15 protein-coding genes are annotated in these 16792 nt (G+C 54.6%); 2 read left to right on the forward strand and 13 right to left on the reverse strand.

What is annotated here, in order from left to right; all coding sequences use genetic code 11:
• Nucleotides 1-3: 3 nt before the first annotated feature.
• Entirely contained in the window at nucleotides 4-195 is a 192-nt protein-coding gene (gene yacG, locus AAYN39_RS03855) for a DNA gyrase inhibitor YacG (protein ID WP_001286419.1), read from the forward strand.
• On the opposite strand, the gene AAYN39_RS03860 is transcribed toward yacG, so the two are convergent.
• Nucleotides 192-1133 (reverse strand): LysR family transcriptional regulator, encoded by a 942-nt coding sequence (locus tag AAYN39_RS03860; protein WP_001802116.1) that lies wholly within the window; start codon nucleotides 1131-1133, stop codon nucleotides 192-194. The two genes, yacG and AAYN39_RS03860, sit on opposite strands and share 4 nt — an antisense overlap.
• A gap of 85 nt (nucleotides 1134-1218) precedes the next feature.
• Between AAYN39_RS03860 and AAYN39_RS03865 the strand changes: the two genes are divergently transcribed.
• Complete coding sequence (locus tag AAYN39_RS03865; RefSeq protein ID WP_001200039.1) at nucleotides 1219-2208, forward strand: aldo/keto reductase; 990 nt, start codon at nucleotides 1219-1221, stop codon at nucleotides 2206-2208.
• A gap of 33 nt (nucleotides 2209-2241) precedes the next feature.
• Here AAYN39_RS03865 and mutT read toward each other — a convergent pair whose 3' ends face one another.
• The 12 genes from mutT to murD form a co-directional block, all read right to left on the reverse strand.
• Nucleotides 2242-2637, reverse strand: a complete 396-nt coding sequence (mutT, locus tag AAYN39_RS03870) for an 8-oxo-dGTP diphosphatase MutT (protein WP_000736063.1) — start codon at nucleotides 2635-2637, stop codon at nucleotides 2242-2244.
• A 155-nt stretch (nucleotides 2638-2792) separates the two neighbouring features.
• Nucleotides 2793-5498, reverse strand: coding sequence for a preprotein translocase subunit SecA (gene secA, locus AAYN39_RS03875; protein ID WP_000905763.1), 2706 nt, complete (start codon nucleotides 5496-5498; stop codon nucleotides 2793-2795).
• A gap of 61 nt (nucleotides 5499-5559) precedes the next feature.
• On the reverse strand, nucleotides 5560-6057 hold the full coding sequence (secM, locus tag AAYN39_RS03880) for a secA translation cis-regulator SecM (protein WP_000014336.1): 498 nt from the start codon (nucleotides 6055-6057) through the stop codon (nucleotides 5560-5562).
• A 281-nt stretch (nucleotides 6058-6338) separates the two neighbouring features.
• Nucleotides 6339-7256, reverse strand: a complete 918-nt coding sequence (gene lpxC / locus AAYN39_RS03885; protein ID WP_000595474.1) for a UDP-3-O-acyl-N-acetylglucosamine deacetylase — start codon at nucleotides 7254-7256, stop codon at nucleotides 6339-6341.
• 100 nt (nucleotides 7257-7356) lie between these two features.
• Entirely contained in the window at nucleotides 7357-8508 is a 1152-nt protein-coding gene (gene ftsZ, locus AAYN39_RS03890) for a cell division protein FtsZ (protein ID WP_000462798.1), read from the reverse strand.
• Nucleotides 8509-8568: 60 nt separating this feature from the next.
• Nucleotides 8569-9831: a cell division protein FtsA gene (gene ftsA, locus AAYN39_RS03895; protein ID WP_000588463.1), complete on the reverse strand. Its 1263-nt coding sequence runs from the start codon at nucleotides 9829-9831 to the stop codon at nucleotides 8569-8571.
• Nucleotides 9828-10658 carry a cell division protein FtsQ gene (gene ftsQ, locus AAYN39_RS03900; protein ID WP_000075728.1) on the reverse strand — a complete coding sequence of 277 codons (831 nt, stop codon included), beginning with the start codon at nucleotides 10656-10658 and terminating at the stop codon, nucleotides 9828-9830. The genes ftsA and ftsQ overlap by 4 nt, the downstream gene beginning before the upstream one ends.
• 1 nt (nucleotide 10659) lies before the next feature.
• Nucleotides 10660-11580, reverse strand: coding sequence for a D-alanine--D-alanine ligase (locus tag AAYN39_RS03905; RefSeq protein ID WP_000763895.1), 921 nt, complete (start codon nucleotides 11578-11580; stop codon nucleotides 10660-10662).
• On the reverse strand, nucleotides 11573-13048 hold the full coding sequence (gene murC, locus AAYN39_RS03910) for a UDP-N-acetylmuramate--L-alanine ligase (RefSeq protein ID WP_001096072.1): 1476 nt from the start codon (nucleotides 13046-13048) through the stop codon (nucleotides 11573-11575). Before murC ends, AAYN39_RS03905 begins: the two co-directional genes overlap by 8 nt.
• 118 nt (nucleotides 13049-13166) lie before the next feature.
• The gene (murG, locus tag AAYN39_RS03915; protein ID WP_000016622.1) at nucleotides 13167-14234 is read right to left on the reverse strand and encodes an undecaprenyldiphospho-muramoylpentapeptide beta-N-acetylglucosaminyltransferase; all 1068 of its coding nucleotides are present in this window, start codon (nucleotides 14232-14234) and stop codon (nucleotides 13167-13169) included.
• Nucleotides 14231-15475, reverse strand: coding sequence for a cell division protein FtsW (gene ftsW, locus AAYN39_RS03920; protein ID WP_001239803.1), 1245 nt, complete (start codon nucleotides 15473-15475; stop codon nucleotides 14231-14233). Before ftsW ends, murG begins: the two co-directional genes overlap by 4 nt.
• A complete protein-coding gene (gene murD, locus AAYN39_RS03925) occupies nucleotides 15475-16791 on the reverse strand; it encodes a UDP-N-acetylmuramoyl-L-alanine--D-glutamate ligase (protein ID WP_000796441.1) in 1317 nt (438 codons plus the stop codon). The genes ftsW and murD overlap by 1 nt, the downstream gene beginning before the upstream one ends.
• Nucleotide 16792 lies beyond the last annotated feature (1 nt).

Genomic DNA, 16792 nt, shown 5'->3' on the forward strand with positions numbered 1-16792 from the left:
AAAATGTCTGACGTGACCGTCGTAAACTGTCCGACCTGCGGTAAACCGGTCGTCTGGGGGGAAATTAGCCCCTTCCGCCCATTTTGTTCTAAACGCTGTCAGTTAATTGATTTGGGCGAATGGGCCGCCGAAGAGAAACGAATCGCCAGCAGCGGCGACCAGTCTGATAGCGACGACTGGAGCGAAGAGCGCTAACGGTGATAGCTCTGTTGAGACGGCAATATCGCCTTATGACAAAAATAATCAATAAATACGCGTAGTTTTGGCGCCATATGCGCGCGGCCGGGATAATACAAATAAAACCGGTCCGCCGCAGGCAGCCACTCCTCAAGTACGGAACACAACCGCCCATCCTGTAAGTCTTCGTGGACATCCTGTTCAAAAACGTAGGTTAGCTCTGCCCCATCACGCGCGGCGGAGAGACGCAACGCTTTATCATTCACCATTAACGCGGCTTCCGGCGTAATTTCCAGCCGTTGCGCTCCATGAACAAACTCCCACCGATATAGCCCGCTCTCACGCGTAAAACGATGGCAAAGGCAGCGGTGATTGATGAGCTCCTGAGGATGCAGCGGCGTGCCAAAACGCGCAAGGTATGCAGGGGATGCTACGATCGCCGGGCGTAAAACATCACCGAGCGGAACGACATTCATATCAAGTTGTACCGCATCGCCAAAGCGAATACCGGCATCAAAGCGTTCGTTAATTAAATCCACAAAACCGTCATTCACATCGATATCCAGCCGAATATCGGGATAATCGCGCATGAAGCCGGCGAGATTAGGTTGTAACAGAAGCGTGGCCGCCGTGCGCGGTACGGTCAGGCGTAATGTCCCTCCGGGTATATCGCGGCTCTGGCAGGCATGTTCCATCGCCTCATCAATATGGTTCAATGCGGGTCTGATACTGGCAAGAAAGGCATGTCCTGCTTCTGTCAAACCGACACGCCGGGTGGTTCGGTTCAATAATTTCACGCCAAGTTCATCCTCCAGTTGACGCATATTCTGACTTAACGCCGACGTGGAAATATGTAACTGCGCCGCTGCCCGCGTGAAGCTATGGTTTTCAGCAATCATGCAAAAAGCATGCAATACGGACATCACATCATGACGCATTATTAAGCCAGCCTTCATAAACCATGCTTATTCCCCCTATTTTTCATCTTATACGCCAGGTATAGACTGCCTGCCATGCACAAAATATCCTCATGGAGGCAGTATGCAATATCGTACATTAGGCGCAAACGGACCGCGAGTGTCAGCCATCGGACTGGGATGTATGGGCATGAGCGCATTTTACGGCGCTCATGACGACAGCACCTCAATTAAGACGCTACATTATGCGTTAGATCAGGGGGTAACACTGCTCGATACCGCAGATATGTATGGCCCTTATACCAATGAAAGGTTAGTCGGAAGAGCCATCGCCGATCGTCGCGATCGGGTATTTTTAGCGACGAAATTTGGTATCGTTCTCGACCCTGCTAACCCTATGGCGCGTGGCGTCAATGGCAGACCGGAGTACGTTCGCCGTAGTTGTGAGCAAAGCCTGCAACGCCTGGGGGTCGATCATATCGATCTGTACTATCAACATCGCGTTGATCCATCAGTTCCCATAGAAGAGACTGTCGGTGCAATGGCGGACCTAGTGCGCGAGGGAAAAGTGCGTTATCTCGGGCTATCCGAAGCATCAACGCAAACGCTGGAACGCGCCCATAACGTTCACCCTATTACCGCGCTGCAAAGTGAGTATTCGCTTTGGTCCCGCGAAGCGGAAATTTCAGCACTTTCCACCTGTGAACGGTTGGGTATAGGATTCGTCGCTTACAGCCCGCTGGGACGCGGATTTCTGACCGGTACGATTAAAACGCCAGAAGATTTTGCTGCGAATGACTTCCGTCGCACAAATCCCAGATTCATGGGTGAGAACTTCTCGCGCAATTTACGTCTGGCTGAAGCAATAAAACAAATGGCACGCGAAAAAGAGTGTACCCCCGCACAATTAGCGCTGGCCTGGCTGCTGGCCCGCAACAGGCACCTCGTTCCCATTCCCGGCACCCGCCACTGCGCCAGGGTGGATGAAAACCTCGGCGCGTTATCACTGACCCTAAGCCCGCAGGAGCTGGCGGCAATTGAGGCGGTTTTTCCTCACGACGCCGCAGCCGGCCCCCGCTACTGGCCGGAAATTATGTCGACATTAAATCGCTAATAAGATCGATGGGGATCGTGTTGCGATCCCCCACTAAGGCGCAAATTGGCGTAATTTACGAATAATCGGTTCATTGGCCGGCGGAAAATCGTCCGTATTCAACGCGTTTTGCGCGATCCACCGTCCCGGCTGTCCTTCTTTCCCCCACGGTTCGCCCTCCCAGCGTTCAACCAGCCAAAACCACAGCGTAATGTGTCTATCCGGGAATTGATATTCCAGAGTGTCGAATAATGTCACCTGTGTTGGCGTAATCCCCACCTCTTCCTGTAGCTCCCGGATCAACGCCTGCTCTGGTGTTTCGCCGGCTTCAATTTTTCCGCCGGGAAATTCCAGCTTGTTCGCCATATGCGCATCAGCGGCGCGTCGGGTAATAAAAATTTCGTCGTTCGGGTTGCGGATAATCCCAACCGCGATTTGCAGTTTTTTCATCTTGGTGCATCCATAAAAAAGGCGCAGTCGCCTGCGCCTTTTTATCTGTGTTCAATGCTAGGCCGAATAAGCGTAGCGCCCTTCGGCAATAATGCCAGCACCGACCGACCTGATGGCAACACATTATGTCTTATCAGGCCGGTAAGTTTATCGCATCAGCTCAGGCGACCGTGACACTGTTTGTATTTCTTACCGGAACCACAAGGGCAAGGATCGTTACGTCCAATCTTACGTTCGCCGGTTTGGGCGGCCAGATCGGCAGCCACGGCGGCATCGTCATCCTGATGGCTTAGCTGCTGCATCTGCGCCAAGCGCTCCGCCTCTTCGCGACGCTGCATTTCCATCGCTTCGACCTCTTCCGGCATACGTACCTGGACTTTGCTCAGGGTACTGATCACTTCATATTTCAGCGATTCCAGCATCGCGGCGAACATAGCGAAGGATTCGCGCTTGTATTCCTGCTTCGGATCTTTTTGCGCATAGCCGCGCAGATGAATACCCTGACGCAGGTAATCCATCGCCGCCAAATGCTCTTTCCACAGGGAATCGAGCGTTTGCAGCATCACGCCTTTTTCGAAATGACGCATCATTTCAGCGCCAACCACCTCTTCTTTACGCTGATACACCTCGATGGACTGCGCCAGGATGCGCTCACGCAGCGTCTCCTCATGCAGCTCCGGCTCTTTATCCAGCCATTCGGCAATCGGCATCTCCAGGTCGAAGTCGTTTTTCAGGCGTTCCTGCAAACCCGGGATATCCCACATCTCTTCCAGCGACTGCGGCGGAATGTAGGCGTCGATAGTCGCCTTAAAGACATCTTCGCGAATGCTGTTAATGGTGTCGCTCACGTCAGACACATCCAGCAGTTCGTTACGCTGGGTATAAATTGCACGGCGCTGATCGTTCGCCACATCATCATATTCCAGCAGTTGCTTACGAATATCGAAGTTACGGCTTTCTACTTTACGCTGCGCGTTAGCGATAGCTTTCGTCACCCACGGGTGCTCAATCGCTTCGCCCGGCTTCATTCCCAGTTTACGCATCATACCGGAGACACGATCGGAGGCGAAAATACGCATCAGCGCATCTTCCATCGACAGGTAGAAACGGGAAGAACCCGGATCGCCCTGGCGACCGGAACGGCCACGCAGCTGGTTGTCGATACGGCGGGATTCATGGCGCTCGGTGCCAATGATATGCAGGCCGCCGGCAGCCAGAACCGCGTCATGGCGTACCTGCCAGTCCGCTTTAATCTGCGCAATCTGTTCTTCCGTCGGCGCTTCCAGCGCAGCGACTTCCGCCTGCCAGCTACCGCCCAGCATAATATCGGTACCACGACCCGCCATGTTGGTAGCGATAGTGACCGCCGCTGGATAACCAGCCTGCGCAACGATGCCTGCTTCGTTGGCGTGGAATTTTGCGTTCAGTACGTTATGTTTGATGCCCGCTTTGGTCAGCTCTCTGGAGACCACTTCAGATTTCTCGATAGAAATCGTCCCGACCAGCACTGGCTGACCGTTCGCGGTACGTTCTTTAATATCTTCGATAATGGCCTGGATTTTTTCCGCTTCGGTTATGTAGACCAGATCCGGCAAATCTTTACGGATCATCGGACGGTTGGTCGGAACAACGACGGTGTCCAGCTTATAGATAGAACTAAATTCGAAGGCTTCAGTATCCGCCGTACCGGTCATACCGGCCAGCTTTTCATACAGACGGAAGTAGTTCTGGAAGGTAATAGACGCCAGCGTCTGGTTTTCATTCTGAATTTCAACGCCTTCTTTCGCTTCTACCGCCTGGTGCAGACCGTCAGACCAGCGACGCCCCTGCATGGTACGACCGGTATGTTCATCAACAATGATGACTTCGCCGTCTTTCACAATGTAATCCACGTCACGGGTAAACAGCGCGTGCGCGCGCAGCGCGGCGGTGACGTGATGCATCAACATAATATTGCCAGGCGAGTAGAGCGACTCGCCTTCATCCATAATGCCTTCTTGCACCAGTAGCTCTTCGATCAGCACCAGACCGCGTTCGGTCAGGTTAACCTGGCGCGCTTTCTCATCAACGGAGAAGTGGCCTTCGCCCTGGAAAGTGTCAGAATCTTCTTTCTCCTGACGAATCAGGTGCGGAATGATTTTGTTCACTTTTTTGTACATTTCCGAGCTATCTTCCGCCGGGCCGGAAATAATCAGCGGCGTACGCGCTTCATCGATCAGGATGGAGTCAACCTCATCCACCAGCGCATAATGCAGTTTACGCTGCACGCGCTCTTCCGGGCTGAACGCCATGTTGTCGCGCAGGTAGTCAAAACCGTATTCGTTGTTAGTGCCGTAAGTGATGTCGGCAGCGTAAGCTTCACGTTTGGCTGGCGCAGGCATACCTGGCAGGTTGATACCAACGGACATACCGAGGAATTCGAATAGCGGACGGTTGTTTTCGGCGTCACGCTGCGCCAGATAGTCGTTCACGGTCACCACATGAACGCCTTTGCCGGACAGCGCGTTCAGGTAGGCTGGCAGGGTTGCGGTCAGCGTCTTACCTTCACCAGTACGCATTTCGGCAATACAACGATCGTTGAGCACCATGCCACCCAATAGCTGAACGTCGAAGTGACGCATCCCAAAGACGCGTTTACTGGCTTCACGCACCACCGCGAACGCTTCCGGAATCAGGCTCTCTACGCTTTCGCCTTTTCCAATACGGGCGCGAAATTCGTTGGTTTTCGCTTTCAGTTCGTCATCGGAGAGTTTTTCCATCTCCGGTTCCATCGCATTAATAAGGCTGACGGCCTTACGCATACGACGCAGCGTACGATCGTTACGGCTACCGAATACTTTGGTTAATAATTTGATTAGCATAATAAAGTCTCAAATGCCCCGCGCCGCGGAGCTACAAATAAAGTAAAAGGGTCTTTTTTCGTTAGCTGAGACGTTGCGGACCGGCGCGGATACCCTGCGCCTGACTTATCCAGGCCGGGATGCTAAATGCGGTTTGTGGCGCAAAATACGCCAGGGAGAGGCGGCGAACAATCGCCGGCGGCGTGCCCTCCTGCGTGAGCATCGCGCTGAGCGTATTCAGTAAGGCGATATGATGCGCCTGTAATGGCGACGGCGCGTCGGCAACGGGCAGCGTTTGCGGCGCCATTGCAAAAGAAAGGTGGCGAATCACCGTGCGAATAGCGTGCTGATGCCAGTAATCTACGGTGAAATTGGGACGACGGTTAGAGGCTTCTAACAGCGCAAGATGGCTAAAGTTAACTTTAGACGCGGTGCTGGCGGTCGTCCTTGCAGGCGTATTGGTTTCAGCGGCGTTACTGAGCGCGGGCAAACCAAAACTCGCCGCGACCATCCCTAATAAGAGATGCGGCCAGAAGTATCGTCTGCCTAACTGTCGCCAGCGCGTCAGTATTCCACTCACGTCATTGCCACCTGATATGCCCCTCATGGGCTTACGGAATCAAAACAATTTGCGCACAAATCTTATCATTAAAGCGTACGCGCTACAGCAGTAATGACGAGAAGCTAAGGTGAAAATCGGCTAAGAAAACAGCGAACGCGCCGTGTTTCCATTTAACCCTGTCAAAATGGCTGTATTAAGGAAAGCGCAGATAAAGGATAGTAAAAAAAAAAACGACTAGCTCGCCTGGCCGGAGAGAGTGCCAGGTTAACCAGTCGAATTTTATACGACAGCGTATGTCGTTATGCCAGTACCGTCGAAGGCGCTTTGAAAGCCAACGGCAGTTCTGCGTCGTCCTGGAAGGTCACAAATTCCCAGGCTTCCTGTTTTGCCAGGACTGCCTGTAACAATTTGTTATTCAATGCGTGACCGGATTTATACGCGGTAAACGCACCAATAATATTGTGACCACACATGAACAAGTCACCGATCGCGTCGAGCATTTTGTGACGAACGAATTCATCTTCAAAACGCAGGCCGTCTTCGTTCAATACGCGATAATCGTCAACAACGATGGCACAATCGAAGCTGCCGCCCAGGCACAGGCCGCGGGACTGCAGATATTCGATATCACGCATAAAACCGAAGGTACGCGCACGGCTGATCTGGCGCATGAAAGCATCCGCAGAGAAGTTCATCGCGTAGCGCTGGCTGCTGGAATCGATCGCCGGATGGTTAAAGTCGATGGTGAAATCCAACGTAAAACCATTGTACGGTCTGAATTCAGCCCATTTATCGCCATCTTCAACCCGAACAGTCTCTTTGATGCGTACGAATTTTTTGGCGCAGTTCAGTGCATCAATACCGGCATCAAGCAGCAGGTAGACAAACGGAGCGGCACTGCCATCCATGATCGGGATTTCCGGGGCATTAACCTCAATAACGATGTTATCGATACCTAAGCCCGCCAGAGCAGCGTTCAGGTGCTCAACGGTTGAAATCCGTACATCATGCTCATTCACCAGACACGTACAGAGCATGGTATCACGCACAGATTTGGCATCGGCCGGGAAATCTACCGGTGGATTCAAGTCGGTGCGACGATAGATGACCCCGGTATTGGCCGGCGCAGGGCGTAATGTCAGGGTGACTTTTTTGCCGGTGTGTAAACCGACGCCAGTCGCCTGAACGATACGTTTAAGTGTCCTTTGTTTGATCATCGTATAATCTCGCCAAATTACCTATCCAACCGAAGTGTACTATACATTCGGCGGGCCAGTTTAGCACAAAGAGCCCAGAATCCCAAATTCCAGCTAATTCTTAATCAGCTTGCTTACGCAGGAATGCGGGGATATCCAGATAATCCGGCTCTTTCGCCGCCTGTGGCGCATTGTCGTTAACCACTTTCGCGACCGTTTTTTGCTCCTGCGTCAGCGGCGCCATACCGTGCTGCTGATAACGATCCAACACCGGCTGCTGCACCTGTTTATTGGTGACCAGAGTGATTTCAGGACGCTTGTCCATACCAATTCCAGTGGCAACAACGGTCACGCGCAGTTCGTCGTTCATATCCGGGTCCAGAGAGGTACCGATAACCACGGTGGCGTTATCCGACGCAAAGGCACGGATGGTGTTACCGACGGTTTCGAACTCATCCAGACGCAGGTCGAAGCCCGCCGTAATGTTGACCAACACGCCGCGCGCGCCGGACAGGTCGATATCTTCCAGCAGCGGAGAAGAAATAGCCATTTCAGCCGCTTCTTCCGCACGGTCTTCACCGCTCGCCACGCCGGAGCCCATCATTGCGTAGCCCATTTCAGACATCACGGTACGCACGTCAGCAAAGTCGACGTTCATCAGGCCCGGGCGGGTGATCAGCTCTGCGATACCCTGAACCGCGCCTTTCAGCACGTCGTTAGCCGCGCCGAACGCGTCGAGCAGGGAGATGCCACGGCCCAGCACTTTCAGCAGCTTGTCGTTCGGGATGGTGATCAACGAGTCCACATGCTTGGACAGCTCGGTGATACCCTGCTCCGCAAATGCCATGCGCTTTTTGCCTTCAAAATTGAAAGGCTTAGTCACCACGGCAACGGTCAGAATACCTAAATCTTTTGCCACTTCAGCAACCACTGGCGCCGCGCCGGTTCCGGTACCGCCGCCCATGCCTGCCGCGATAAATACCATGTCTGCGCCTTCAAGCGCCGCACGCAGCGCTTCACGGTCTTCGTCCGCCGCATTACGGCCGACTTCCGGGTTAGCGCCGGCGCCCAGACCTTTGGTAATGCCGCTACCAATTTGAATGGTCTGGCCAACCGCCGTCTTACGCAACGCCTGCGCGTCGGTATTCACCGCGAAGAATTCAACACCTTCGATGCGCTCGCGCACCATGTGTTCAACAGCGTTACCGCCGCCACCACCGACGCCGATGACTGTAATCACCGCGTCGTTGGTTAGTTCCATAGGTTCAAACATAATCTCTCTCCGTCATGTGCCTGTCGCCTGAGGCCGTAATATCTGGCGGCCTCATAAAAATTAAAACTCTTTTCGCAGCCAGCTATTAAGTCGCTTGATCCACGAGCCAACTGATGCCGTAACACGTTTTTCCACTTCTGCTTCACCGTTTAAGTGGGACTCTTTCCCGTAGTGAAGCAATCCCACCGCCGTTGAGTAATACGGCTCCTGGGCATAATCCGTCAGACCGGTGATATTCAGCGGCGCGCCGATACGCACCTGCGTATGAAACACGCGCTGAGCGCAAGCAGCAAGCCCTTCGATTTGCGCCGCGCCGCCGGTTAACACAATGCCCGCCGCCAGGTGATGTTTTACCCCTTGTTGGCGAAGCTGTTCCTGTAATTGCAATATCTCTTCGTTGACCAGATTGAGCAGCTCGGTGTAACGCGGCTCAATCACTTCCGCCAGCGTCTGACGTTGCAGGCTGCGCGGCGGACGCCCGCCTACGCTCGGTACTTCAACGCTTTCGTCTTTACCGACAATGGAACCCAGCGCGCAACCGTGGCGAACTTTAATGGCTTCAGCATCGCTCGGCGGCGTACCAAAGGCATAAGCGATATCGCTGGTCACCACGTTCCCCGCGTAAGGGATCACTTTGGTATGACGCAGCGCGCCGCCAGTATAAACGGCGATATCCATTGTACCACCGCCGATATCCACGACACAGACGCCCAGTTCACGTTCATCTTCCGTTAACACGGAATAACTGGCCGCCAGTCCGGCAAATATCAGTTGGTCAACTTTCAGACCACAACGTTCAACAGCTTTGACAATGTTTTTTGCCATATCGTTGTGGCAGGTAATCAAATGTACTTTCGCCTGCATACGCACGCCGGAAAGACCGACCGGATTTTTAATGCCTTCCTGGTAGTCAATGGCGTACTCCTGAGGAATCACATGCAGCACGCGATGTTCATCGCGCACGCGCACTGACTTCGCAGTATGCACGACGTTTTCCACATCTTCCTGCGTCACTTCCTCTTCGGAAATGGGCACCATACCAATTTCATTCTGACAGCTAATATGTTTGCCGGAAAGCGCCAGATATACCGAGGAGATCTGGCAATCAGCCATCAATTCCGCCTGGTCAATGGCGCGCTGAACGCATTTCACCACTGACTCAAGGTCATTCACCCCGCCTTTATCCATACCCCGCGATGGGCAACTGCCCACGCCAATGATATTGACCATACCGTCGGGCAGAACTTCCCCTACTAAAGCGGCAACCTTCGCGGTGCCAATCTCCAGTCCTACTACCAGTTTTCTGTCCGTCGCCTTGATCATTGTTGTTCTGCCTGTGCCTGATTCTGTTGCTGATTAGATTCCTCAGGGGGGAGCGGCGCCCAGCCAACTGCCGCACCTGAGTCATAACGCAAATCAACGTAGCTAATCCGTTTGCCATCGGTTTGCGCCTGCTGCTGTAAAACCGGATAGAGTTCTACAAAGCGAGCCAACCTTTTCATCGTATCGCCCCTGCCGAGATTGAGCTTAATGCCGTTATTAAGCGTCAATTGCCAGGAGCGACGTGCGGTCATCGCCGCTTCCTTTAGAGTGAATTTATCCTTAGCCAGCACCTGCCCCATCTCGCGGTATCCCTGCAACACTTCACTCGCGCTGCCTTCCGGGCCGTACAACATGGGTAAAACCTGTTTGCCGATGCGGTCTGACGGCACGCTGAAGGTGTTCCCTTCAGCATCGACCATATGTTGATCATTCCAACGCGCAATCGGCACATATTCAACCAGATGAATCTTCAATTCATCAGGCCACTGTTTTCTGACGCTGGCCTGTTTAATCCACGGCAAACGCTCAATCTGGCTCTGGATAATGTTCACATCCTGCGTCATGAAGGTTCCCGGCGCGCCCAGAGCCAGTATCGCCTGACGGATATCATCGTTACGCGTGTAGTGACGCTCGCCGGTTAATACCAGCTTTGATAACGGTAAACGCTGCGCATCTTCCATCCACCCTAACACGACCCACCCGCTAACAAACACGGTGCACAGTACCGTCAGCAGGAATAATATTCCTGCAAGACGCGTTCCATTATTGCGGCGTGAAGAAGGCGTCTCTTCATCACTGTTTCGCGTGTTCAGCGCAGCCTGCGACATATCAGTCCGCCAACTCCAGAATTCGTACCACTAACTGCGAGAAGCTCATTCCCGCCTGACGCGCCGCCATCGGCACCAGACTATGGCTGGTCATCCCCGGAGAAGTATTGGCTTCCAGCAGATAAAACTGACCATCGCTGTCCAGCATGACGTCAATACGCCCCCATCCCGTGCAGCCTAAAGCTTTCCATGCCTGCAGGACGAGAGACTGTAGCGCGGCTTCCTGGGACGCTTCTAAACCGGCAGGGCAGAAATACTGAGTCTCATCAGAGAGATACTTCGCCTCATAATCATAGAAGGTTCCTGCCGGTTGGATACGAATTGACGGTAAAATTTCTTCGCCAACTATCGCCACCGTAAATTCCGGACCGCACAGCCATTTCTCAATCAGTATTTCGTCATCATGCTGAAAAGCCAATGATAACGCACCCTGTAAAGCATTTTCTTCTACTACTTTCGTCATACCGACGCTGGAGCCTTCACGGCTGGGTTTGACGATCAGCGGTAAACCCAGCGCCGAAATTCGCGCTTTTTGTTCTTCGCTAAGGCCTTTTTCAAACTCAGCGCGCGTCAGCGCGACCCACGGCGCAACCGGTAAGCCTGCGCCCTGCCACAGCAATTTACTGCGCAGTTTATCCATGGAAAGCGCCGAGGCCATCACGCCGCTGCCGGTATAAGGCAGGCCGAGCAGTTCAAGCATTCCCTGTAAGGTGCCATCTTCACCGCCGCGGCCATGCAACGCAATAAAGACCTTCTGAAAGCCCATTGCTTTAAGCTGCGCGACATCGACCTCTTGCGGATCGACGGGATGCGCATCAATACCGCCTTCACGTAACCCGGCCAACACTGCCGCGCCGGAATTTAACGAAACGTCCCGCTCCGCAGAGGTTCCGCCCAACAGGACCGCGATTTTATCAGCCATGTTGCTCTTCCTCCTGGATTTGCGGCTTCAGCTTGATTTCAGATAAGTAACGCGCAATTTTGCCAACATTTCCTGCGCCTTGCACTAATATCAAGTCGTTACCCGTCAGCACCGGCGCTAACATTGTCGCAACCTGAGCCGGATCGGAAACCAGAATCGGGTCAATTTTTCCCCGATTACGAATCGTGCGACATAAAGAACGGCTATCCGCGCCCGGAATCGGCGCTTCGCCCGCCGGGTAAACGTCCAGCATCAGCAGCGCATCGACCTGGGTCAGCACATTGGCGAAATCGTCATACAGATCGCGCGTGCGCGTGTAACGATGCGGCTGAAACAGCATCACCAGGTTTTTATCCGGCCACCCTGCTCGCGCAGCTTTAATGGTGGCGTCCACTTCGGTCGGATGATGTCCATAGTCATCCACCAGCATCGCCGTCCCGGCTTTACCATTCACCGGCTCAAGCGGGAACTCGCCGAGGAAGTCAAAACGACGCCCGGTCCCCTGGAAGCTTTCCAGCGCGCGCAGGATAGCGTCATCGTCGATGCCTTCTTCGGTCGCTACCGCCACTGCCGCGGCGGCATTCAGGGCATTGTGGCGACCCGGCGCATTCAACGTGACATGCAGATCCGGCATTCCCTGGCGCAACAGCGTAAAGTGCCCCTGCGGCCCTATCTGCTGATAATCTTCTACGCGGACGTCAGCATCCTCGCTAAAGCCATACGTCGTGGTCTGACGCCCCACCCGCGGCAGCAACTCGCGGATGACCGGATCGTCGACGCACATTACCGCGCGACCGTAGAACGGCAGGTTATGCAGGAAGTTAATAAACGTCTGCTTTAAATTTTCAAAGTCGCCATGATAGGTATCCATATGGTCGGCTTCGATGTTGGTGACGATCGCAACCATCGGCTGCAAATGCAGGAAGGATGCGTCGCTCTCATCTGCCTCGGCAATCAGGTAACGACTATGGCCCAGACGCGCATGAACGCCTGCGGCTTTCACCAATCCGCCATTCACGAAAGTCGGGTCCAGCCCCGCTTCGGCATAAATACTGGACACCATCGCGGTCGTTGTGGTTTTTCCGTGCGTCCCGGCAATGGCGATGCCGTGGCGAAAACGCATCAGTTCCGCCAGCATTTCCGCACGGCGAATAACCGGAATACGCGCTTCATGCGCCGCGACAATTTCCGGGTTATCCGCGGAAATTGCGCTGGAAACGACGACCACGCTGGCATCACGCACATTTTCCGGACGATGGTTAAAGAAAATCGTCGCCCCCAGGCTCGTCAACTGCTGGGTCACCGGATTCGGCGCTAAATCGGAACCACTGATCTGATACCCTTCATTGGCCAGAACTTCGGCAATACCGCCCATACCAGCACCACCGATGCCGACAAAGTGAATGTGCCGAACGCGACGCATTTCGGGCACGATGGAACGCAGTTTTGCCAGTTGTTGTGTATTCATTCTTTACGCCATTAACTCCAATACCCGCCATACTTCAAATTGCAGATGCGTTGGCTTGCCTGCAACCCAAATTATTGAGGGTAGAAAAACCCTGCGATGCAAAAGGCACCGCCACAAATTATGTCCGGGCAACCCGGCTGACTTCACTGGCGACGCGCTCGGTAGCATCCGGAATGGATACCGCGCGGGCACGCTCCGCCATGGTTAACAACGCCTCGCGCGACCACCCCGCCAGGGTGTCGGCGACAGCCTCTACAGTAAACTGCGGCTGCTCAAAAATCTTAGCTGCGCCGGCGTTTTCTAACGGCAGCGCATTCCAGTACTGCTGCCTGTCTTTATGCTGAAACGGCACGAATATCGCCGGTAACCCGGCGGCGGCGATCTCGCTCACCGTTAAAGCGCCGGAACGACATACCACCACATCCGCCCACGCATAGGCGGCGGCCATGCCATCGATAAATTCCGTTACCTTATGCTGCGGTTGTCCCGCCCCGGCATATGCCTGCTCTACCGTGAGCTGCGCGCCTTTTCCGCTTTGATGCCAGATTGTAACCGTATCGCCCAGTCTGGCGGCAACCTGCGGCATCGTCTGGTTCAGGACTCGCGCCCCCTGAGAACCGCCGACCACCAACACGCGAATCGGGCCGTCACGACCGGCCAGACGCACCTGCGGCAACGGCAACGCCAGTACGTCGGTACGCACCGGGTTACCCACCACTTCCGCGTTCGGGAACGCACCGGGAAACGCCTGCATCACCGTGGTCGCGATTTTGGCCAGCCACTGATTGGTTAGCCCGGCGATACCGTTTTGCTCATGCAAAACGACCGGAATACCCAATGACCAGGCGGCAAGACCGCCGGGGCCGGAAACATAACCGCCCATTCCCAGCACGACATCCGGCTTAAACCGCTTCATGATCGCCCGCGCCTGCCGCCAGGCGTTAAAAATCCGCAGCGGCGCCGCCAGAAGCGCTTTTACGCCTTTACCGCGCAGACCGGAGATCCGAATAAAGTCAATATCGATGCCATGCTTCGGCACTAAATCCGCTTCCATACGATCGGAGGTACCCAGCCAGCGAACCTGCCAGCCCTGGGCCATTAAATGATGCGCAACGGCCAGTCCGGGGAACACGTGCCCGCCGGTACCGCCCGCCATCACCATTAACCGCTTCGGTTGACCACTCATCGAGAACCTCGTGTAAACGCCTGCGCTTTTTCCAGACGCGTTTCATAATCAATACGTAATAAAAACATAATGGCCGTCGACATAATCAACAGACTCGACCCGCCATAACTGATCAGCGGCAGCGTAAGACCTTTGGTCGGCAGCATCCCCGCGGCCGCGCCAACGTTTACCAGCGCCTGAAAACTAAACCAGATACCGATAGAACACGCTAAAAATCCGGAAAAACGGTGGTCAATCTCCAATGCCTTACGGCCAATCGACATCGCGCGAAAAGCGACGAAAAATACCATTAAAAGCGCCAATACCACACCGATATAACCCAGTTCTTCCCCAATAATGGCGAAGATGAAATCGGTGTGCGCCTCCGGCAAATACTCCAGTTTCTGCACCGAATTCCCCAGCCCTTGCCCCCATATCTCACCGCGACCAAAAGCCATCAGCGACTGCGTCAGCTGATAACCGCTGCCGAACGGATCTTCCCAGGGGTTCCAGAACGAGGTAACGCGGCGAATACGATACGGTTCGGCGAGGATTAACAGAATCACCGCCGAGATGCCCATCCCGATAATGGCGATGAACTGCCATAATTTCGCCCCGGCAAGAAACAGCATCGCCAGCGTGGTGACAAACAGTACGACCACCGTCCCGAGGTCAGGCTGTGCCAGCAGTAACACCGCCAGCACCAGAATCACGCCCATTGGTTTTAAAAAGCCGCGCAGGTTATTTCGCACTTCATCAACCTTACGCACCAGATAGTTCGCGAGGTAGCAGAACAGCGACAGCTTGGTAAACTCCGCAGGCTGAATACGCAGCGGCCCCAGCGCAATCCAGCGCGACGCCCCGTTAACCGAGCTCCCGACGACCAGCACGATAAGCAGCATAATGATCGACGCAATCAGCATCGTCGTGCTGTATTTTTGCCAGAAGGTCATGGGCAAACGTAGCGTGACCATCGCCAGACAAAATGCCAGGAAGATATAGAGCGCATCACGTTTGGCAAACAAAAACGGATCGTTCGCCAGGCGCTGCCCGACTGGCATGGAGGCCGACGTCACCATGACAAAACCAATCGCCGCCAGCCCGAAGGTCAGCCATAGCAGCGTGCGGTCATACATGATCAGACTGTCGGCGTCTTTATCGCGCGAAGCCATCACCCAGCCTTTAAGCGCCGCAAACAGCCAGGCCAGGAGGCCAAAGCCTGGTACGCGCGGCATTCTCAGACGGGGGAGAGATAAACGCATCAACCTAACTCCTTCGCCAGACGGGTAAAGACATCGCCCCGTTGCTCAAAATTTTTAAACTGATCGAGGCTGGCGCAGGCGGGCGACAACAGCACCATATCACCCGGCTGAACGTGCGGCGCCAGCAAACGCATCGCCTCTTCCATCGTCTCAGTCTGTTGGGCGATTTCCGGACGCAGTGCGGCAAGCTGCGCGCCATCGCGCCCAAAGCAATACAGGCGGATACGATCGCCGGTCAGATAGCGCGCCAGCGGAGAAAAGTCTGCCGACTTACCGTCGCCGCCCAGCAGCAGATGCAGCGTACCGTCCACATGCAAACCGTTTAGCGCCGCTTCGGTACTGCCGACATTGGTCGCTTTCGAGTCGTTGATCCAACGAACGCCGTTATGCTCCAACGCCAGCTGGAAGCGATGCGCCAGACCGGTAAATGTCGTCAACGCCTTCAAACTGCTGGCGCGCGGCAGACCTACGGCATCCGCCAGCGCCAGCGCCGCTAACGCATTGGTATAGTTATGCTGACCGGAAAGCTTCATCTCTTTCACGTTCAGCACCTTCTCACCTTTGACTCGTAGCCAGGTTTCGCCCTGCTGACGATTAAGGTGATAATCACCCATATTGACGCCAAAGCTGACGCAGCGCTCATCGGCCCCGCGTACCGGCATCGTCAACGCGTCATCGGCATTCACTACGCACACTTTCGCCTTCTCGTAGACGCGCAGTTTCGCCGCCCGGTACTGTTGCAAACCAAACGGATACCGGTCCATATGATCTTCAGTGACGTTGAGCACCGTTGCCGCCGCCGCTTGCAAACTTGAGGTAGTTTCCAATTGGAAACTGGATAATTCCAGCACGTACAATTCGCGATCGGCATCCAGCAGCATCAGCGCCGGAAGACCGATATTGCCGCCAACGCCGACATTGACGCCCGCCGCCTTCGCCATCTCGCCCACTAAGGTGGTCACGGTGCTTTTGCCGTTCGAGCCGGTGATGGCCACAATCGGCGCTTGCGCTTCGCGGCAAAACAGTTCGATATCGCCGACAATTTCCACTCCAGCGCTGGCGGCAGCGCTAAGAGAGGGATGCGCCAGAGCAATACCAGGGCTGGCGACGATTAAATCCGCCGCTAAGAGCCACTCGTCGTTCAGGCCGCCAACGTGACGCTCAACCTCTTGCGGCAGCTTATCCAGACCCGGCGGCGTCACGCGAGTATCCATCACCCGCGGCGTCACGCCGCGGGCGAGAAAAAAGTCCACGCAAGAGAGTCCGGTTAAGCCCAGACCGATAATGACGACGTTTTTGTCCTGGTAATCAGCCATG

The organism is Salmonella sp. K21076 (assembly GCF_039650795.1).
In the GTDB taxonomy this organism is placed as follows: Bacteria; Pseudomonadota; Gammaproteobacteria; order Enterobacterales; family Enterobacteriaceae; genus Salmonella; species Salmonella enterica.

Bases quoted from the DNA above. Each gene is read 5' to 3' on its own strand.
- yacG (WP_001286419.1), top strand. From the start codon at position 4: ATGTCTGACGTGACCGTCGTAAACTGTCCGACCTGCGGTAAACCGGTC.
- AAYN39_RS03860 (WP_001802116.1), bottom strand. From the start codon at position 1,133: ATGAAGGCTGGCTTAATAATGCGTCATGATGTGATGTCCGTATTGCAT.
- AAYN39_RS03865 (WP_001200039.1), top strand. From the start codon at position 1,219: ATGCAATATCGTACATTAGGCGCAAACGGACCGCGAGTGTCAGCCATC.
- mutT (WP_000736063.1), bottom strand. From the start codon at position 2,637: ATGAAAAAACTGCAAATCGCGGTTGGGATTATCCGCAACCCGAACGAC.
- secA (WP_000905763.1), bottom strand. From the start codon at position 5,498: ATGCTAATCAAATTATTAACCAAAGTATTCGGTAGCCGTAACGATCGT.
- lpxC (WP_000595474.1), bottom strand. From the start codon at position 7,256: ATGATCAAACAAAGGACACTTAAACGTATCGTTCAGGCGACTGGCGTC.
- ftsZ (WP_000462798.1), bottom strand. From the start codon at position 8,508: ATGTTTGAACCTATGGAACTAACCAACGACGCGGTGATTACAGTCATC.
- ftsA (WP_000588463.1), bottom strand. From the start codon at position 9,831: ATGATCAAGGCGACGGACAGAAAACTGGTAGTAGGACTGGAGATTGGC.
- ftsQ (WP_000075728.1), bottom strand. From the start codon at position 10,658: ATGTCGCAGGCTGCGCTGAACACGCGAAACAGTGATGAAGAGACGCCT.
- AAYN39_RS03905 (WP_000763895.1), bottom strand. From the start codon at position 11,580: ATGGCTGATAAAATCGCGGTCCTGTTGGGCGGAACCTCTGCGGAGCGG.
- murC (WP_001096072.1), bottom strand. From the start codon at position 13,048: ATGAATACACAACAACTGGCAAAACTGCGTTCCATCGTGCCCGAAATG.
- murG (WP_000016622.1), bottom strand. From the start codon at position 14,234: ATGAGTGGTCAACCGAAGCGGTTAATGGTGATGGCGGGCGGTACCGGC.
- ftsW (WP_001239803.1), bottom strand. From the start codon at position 15,475: ATGCGTTTATCTCTCCCCCGTCTGAGAATGCCGCGCGTACCAGGCTTT.
- murD (WP_000796441.1), bottom strand. From the start codon at position 16,791: ATGGCTGATTACCAGGACAAAAACGTCGTCATTATCGGTCTGGGCTTA.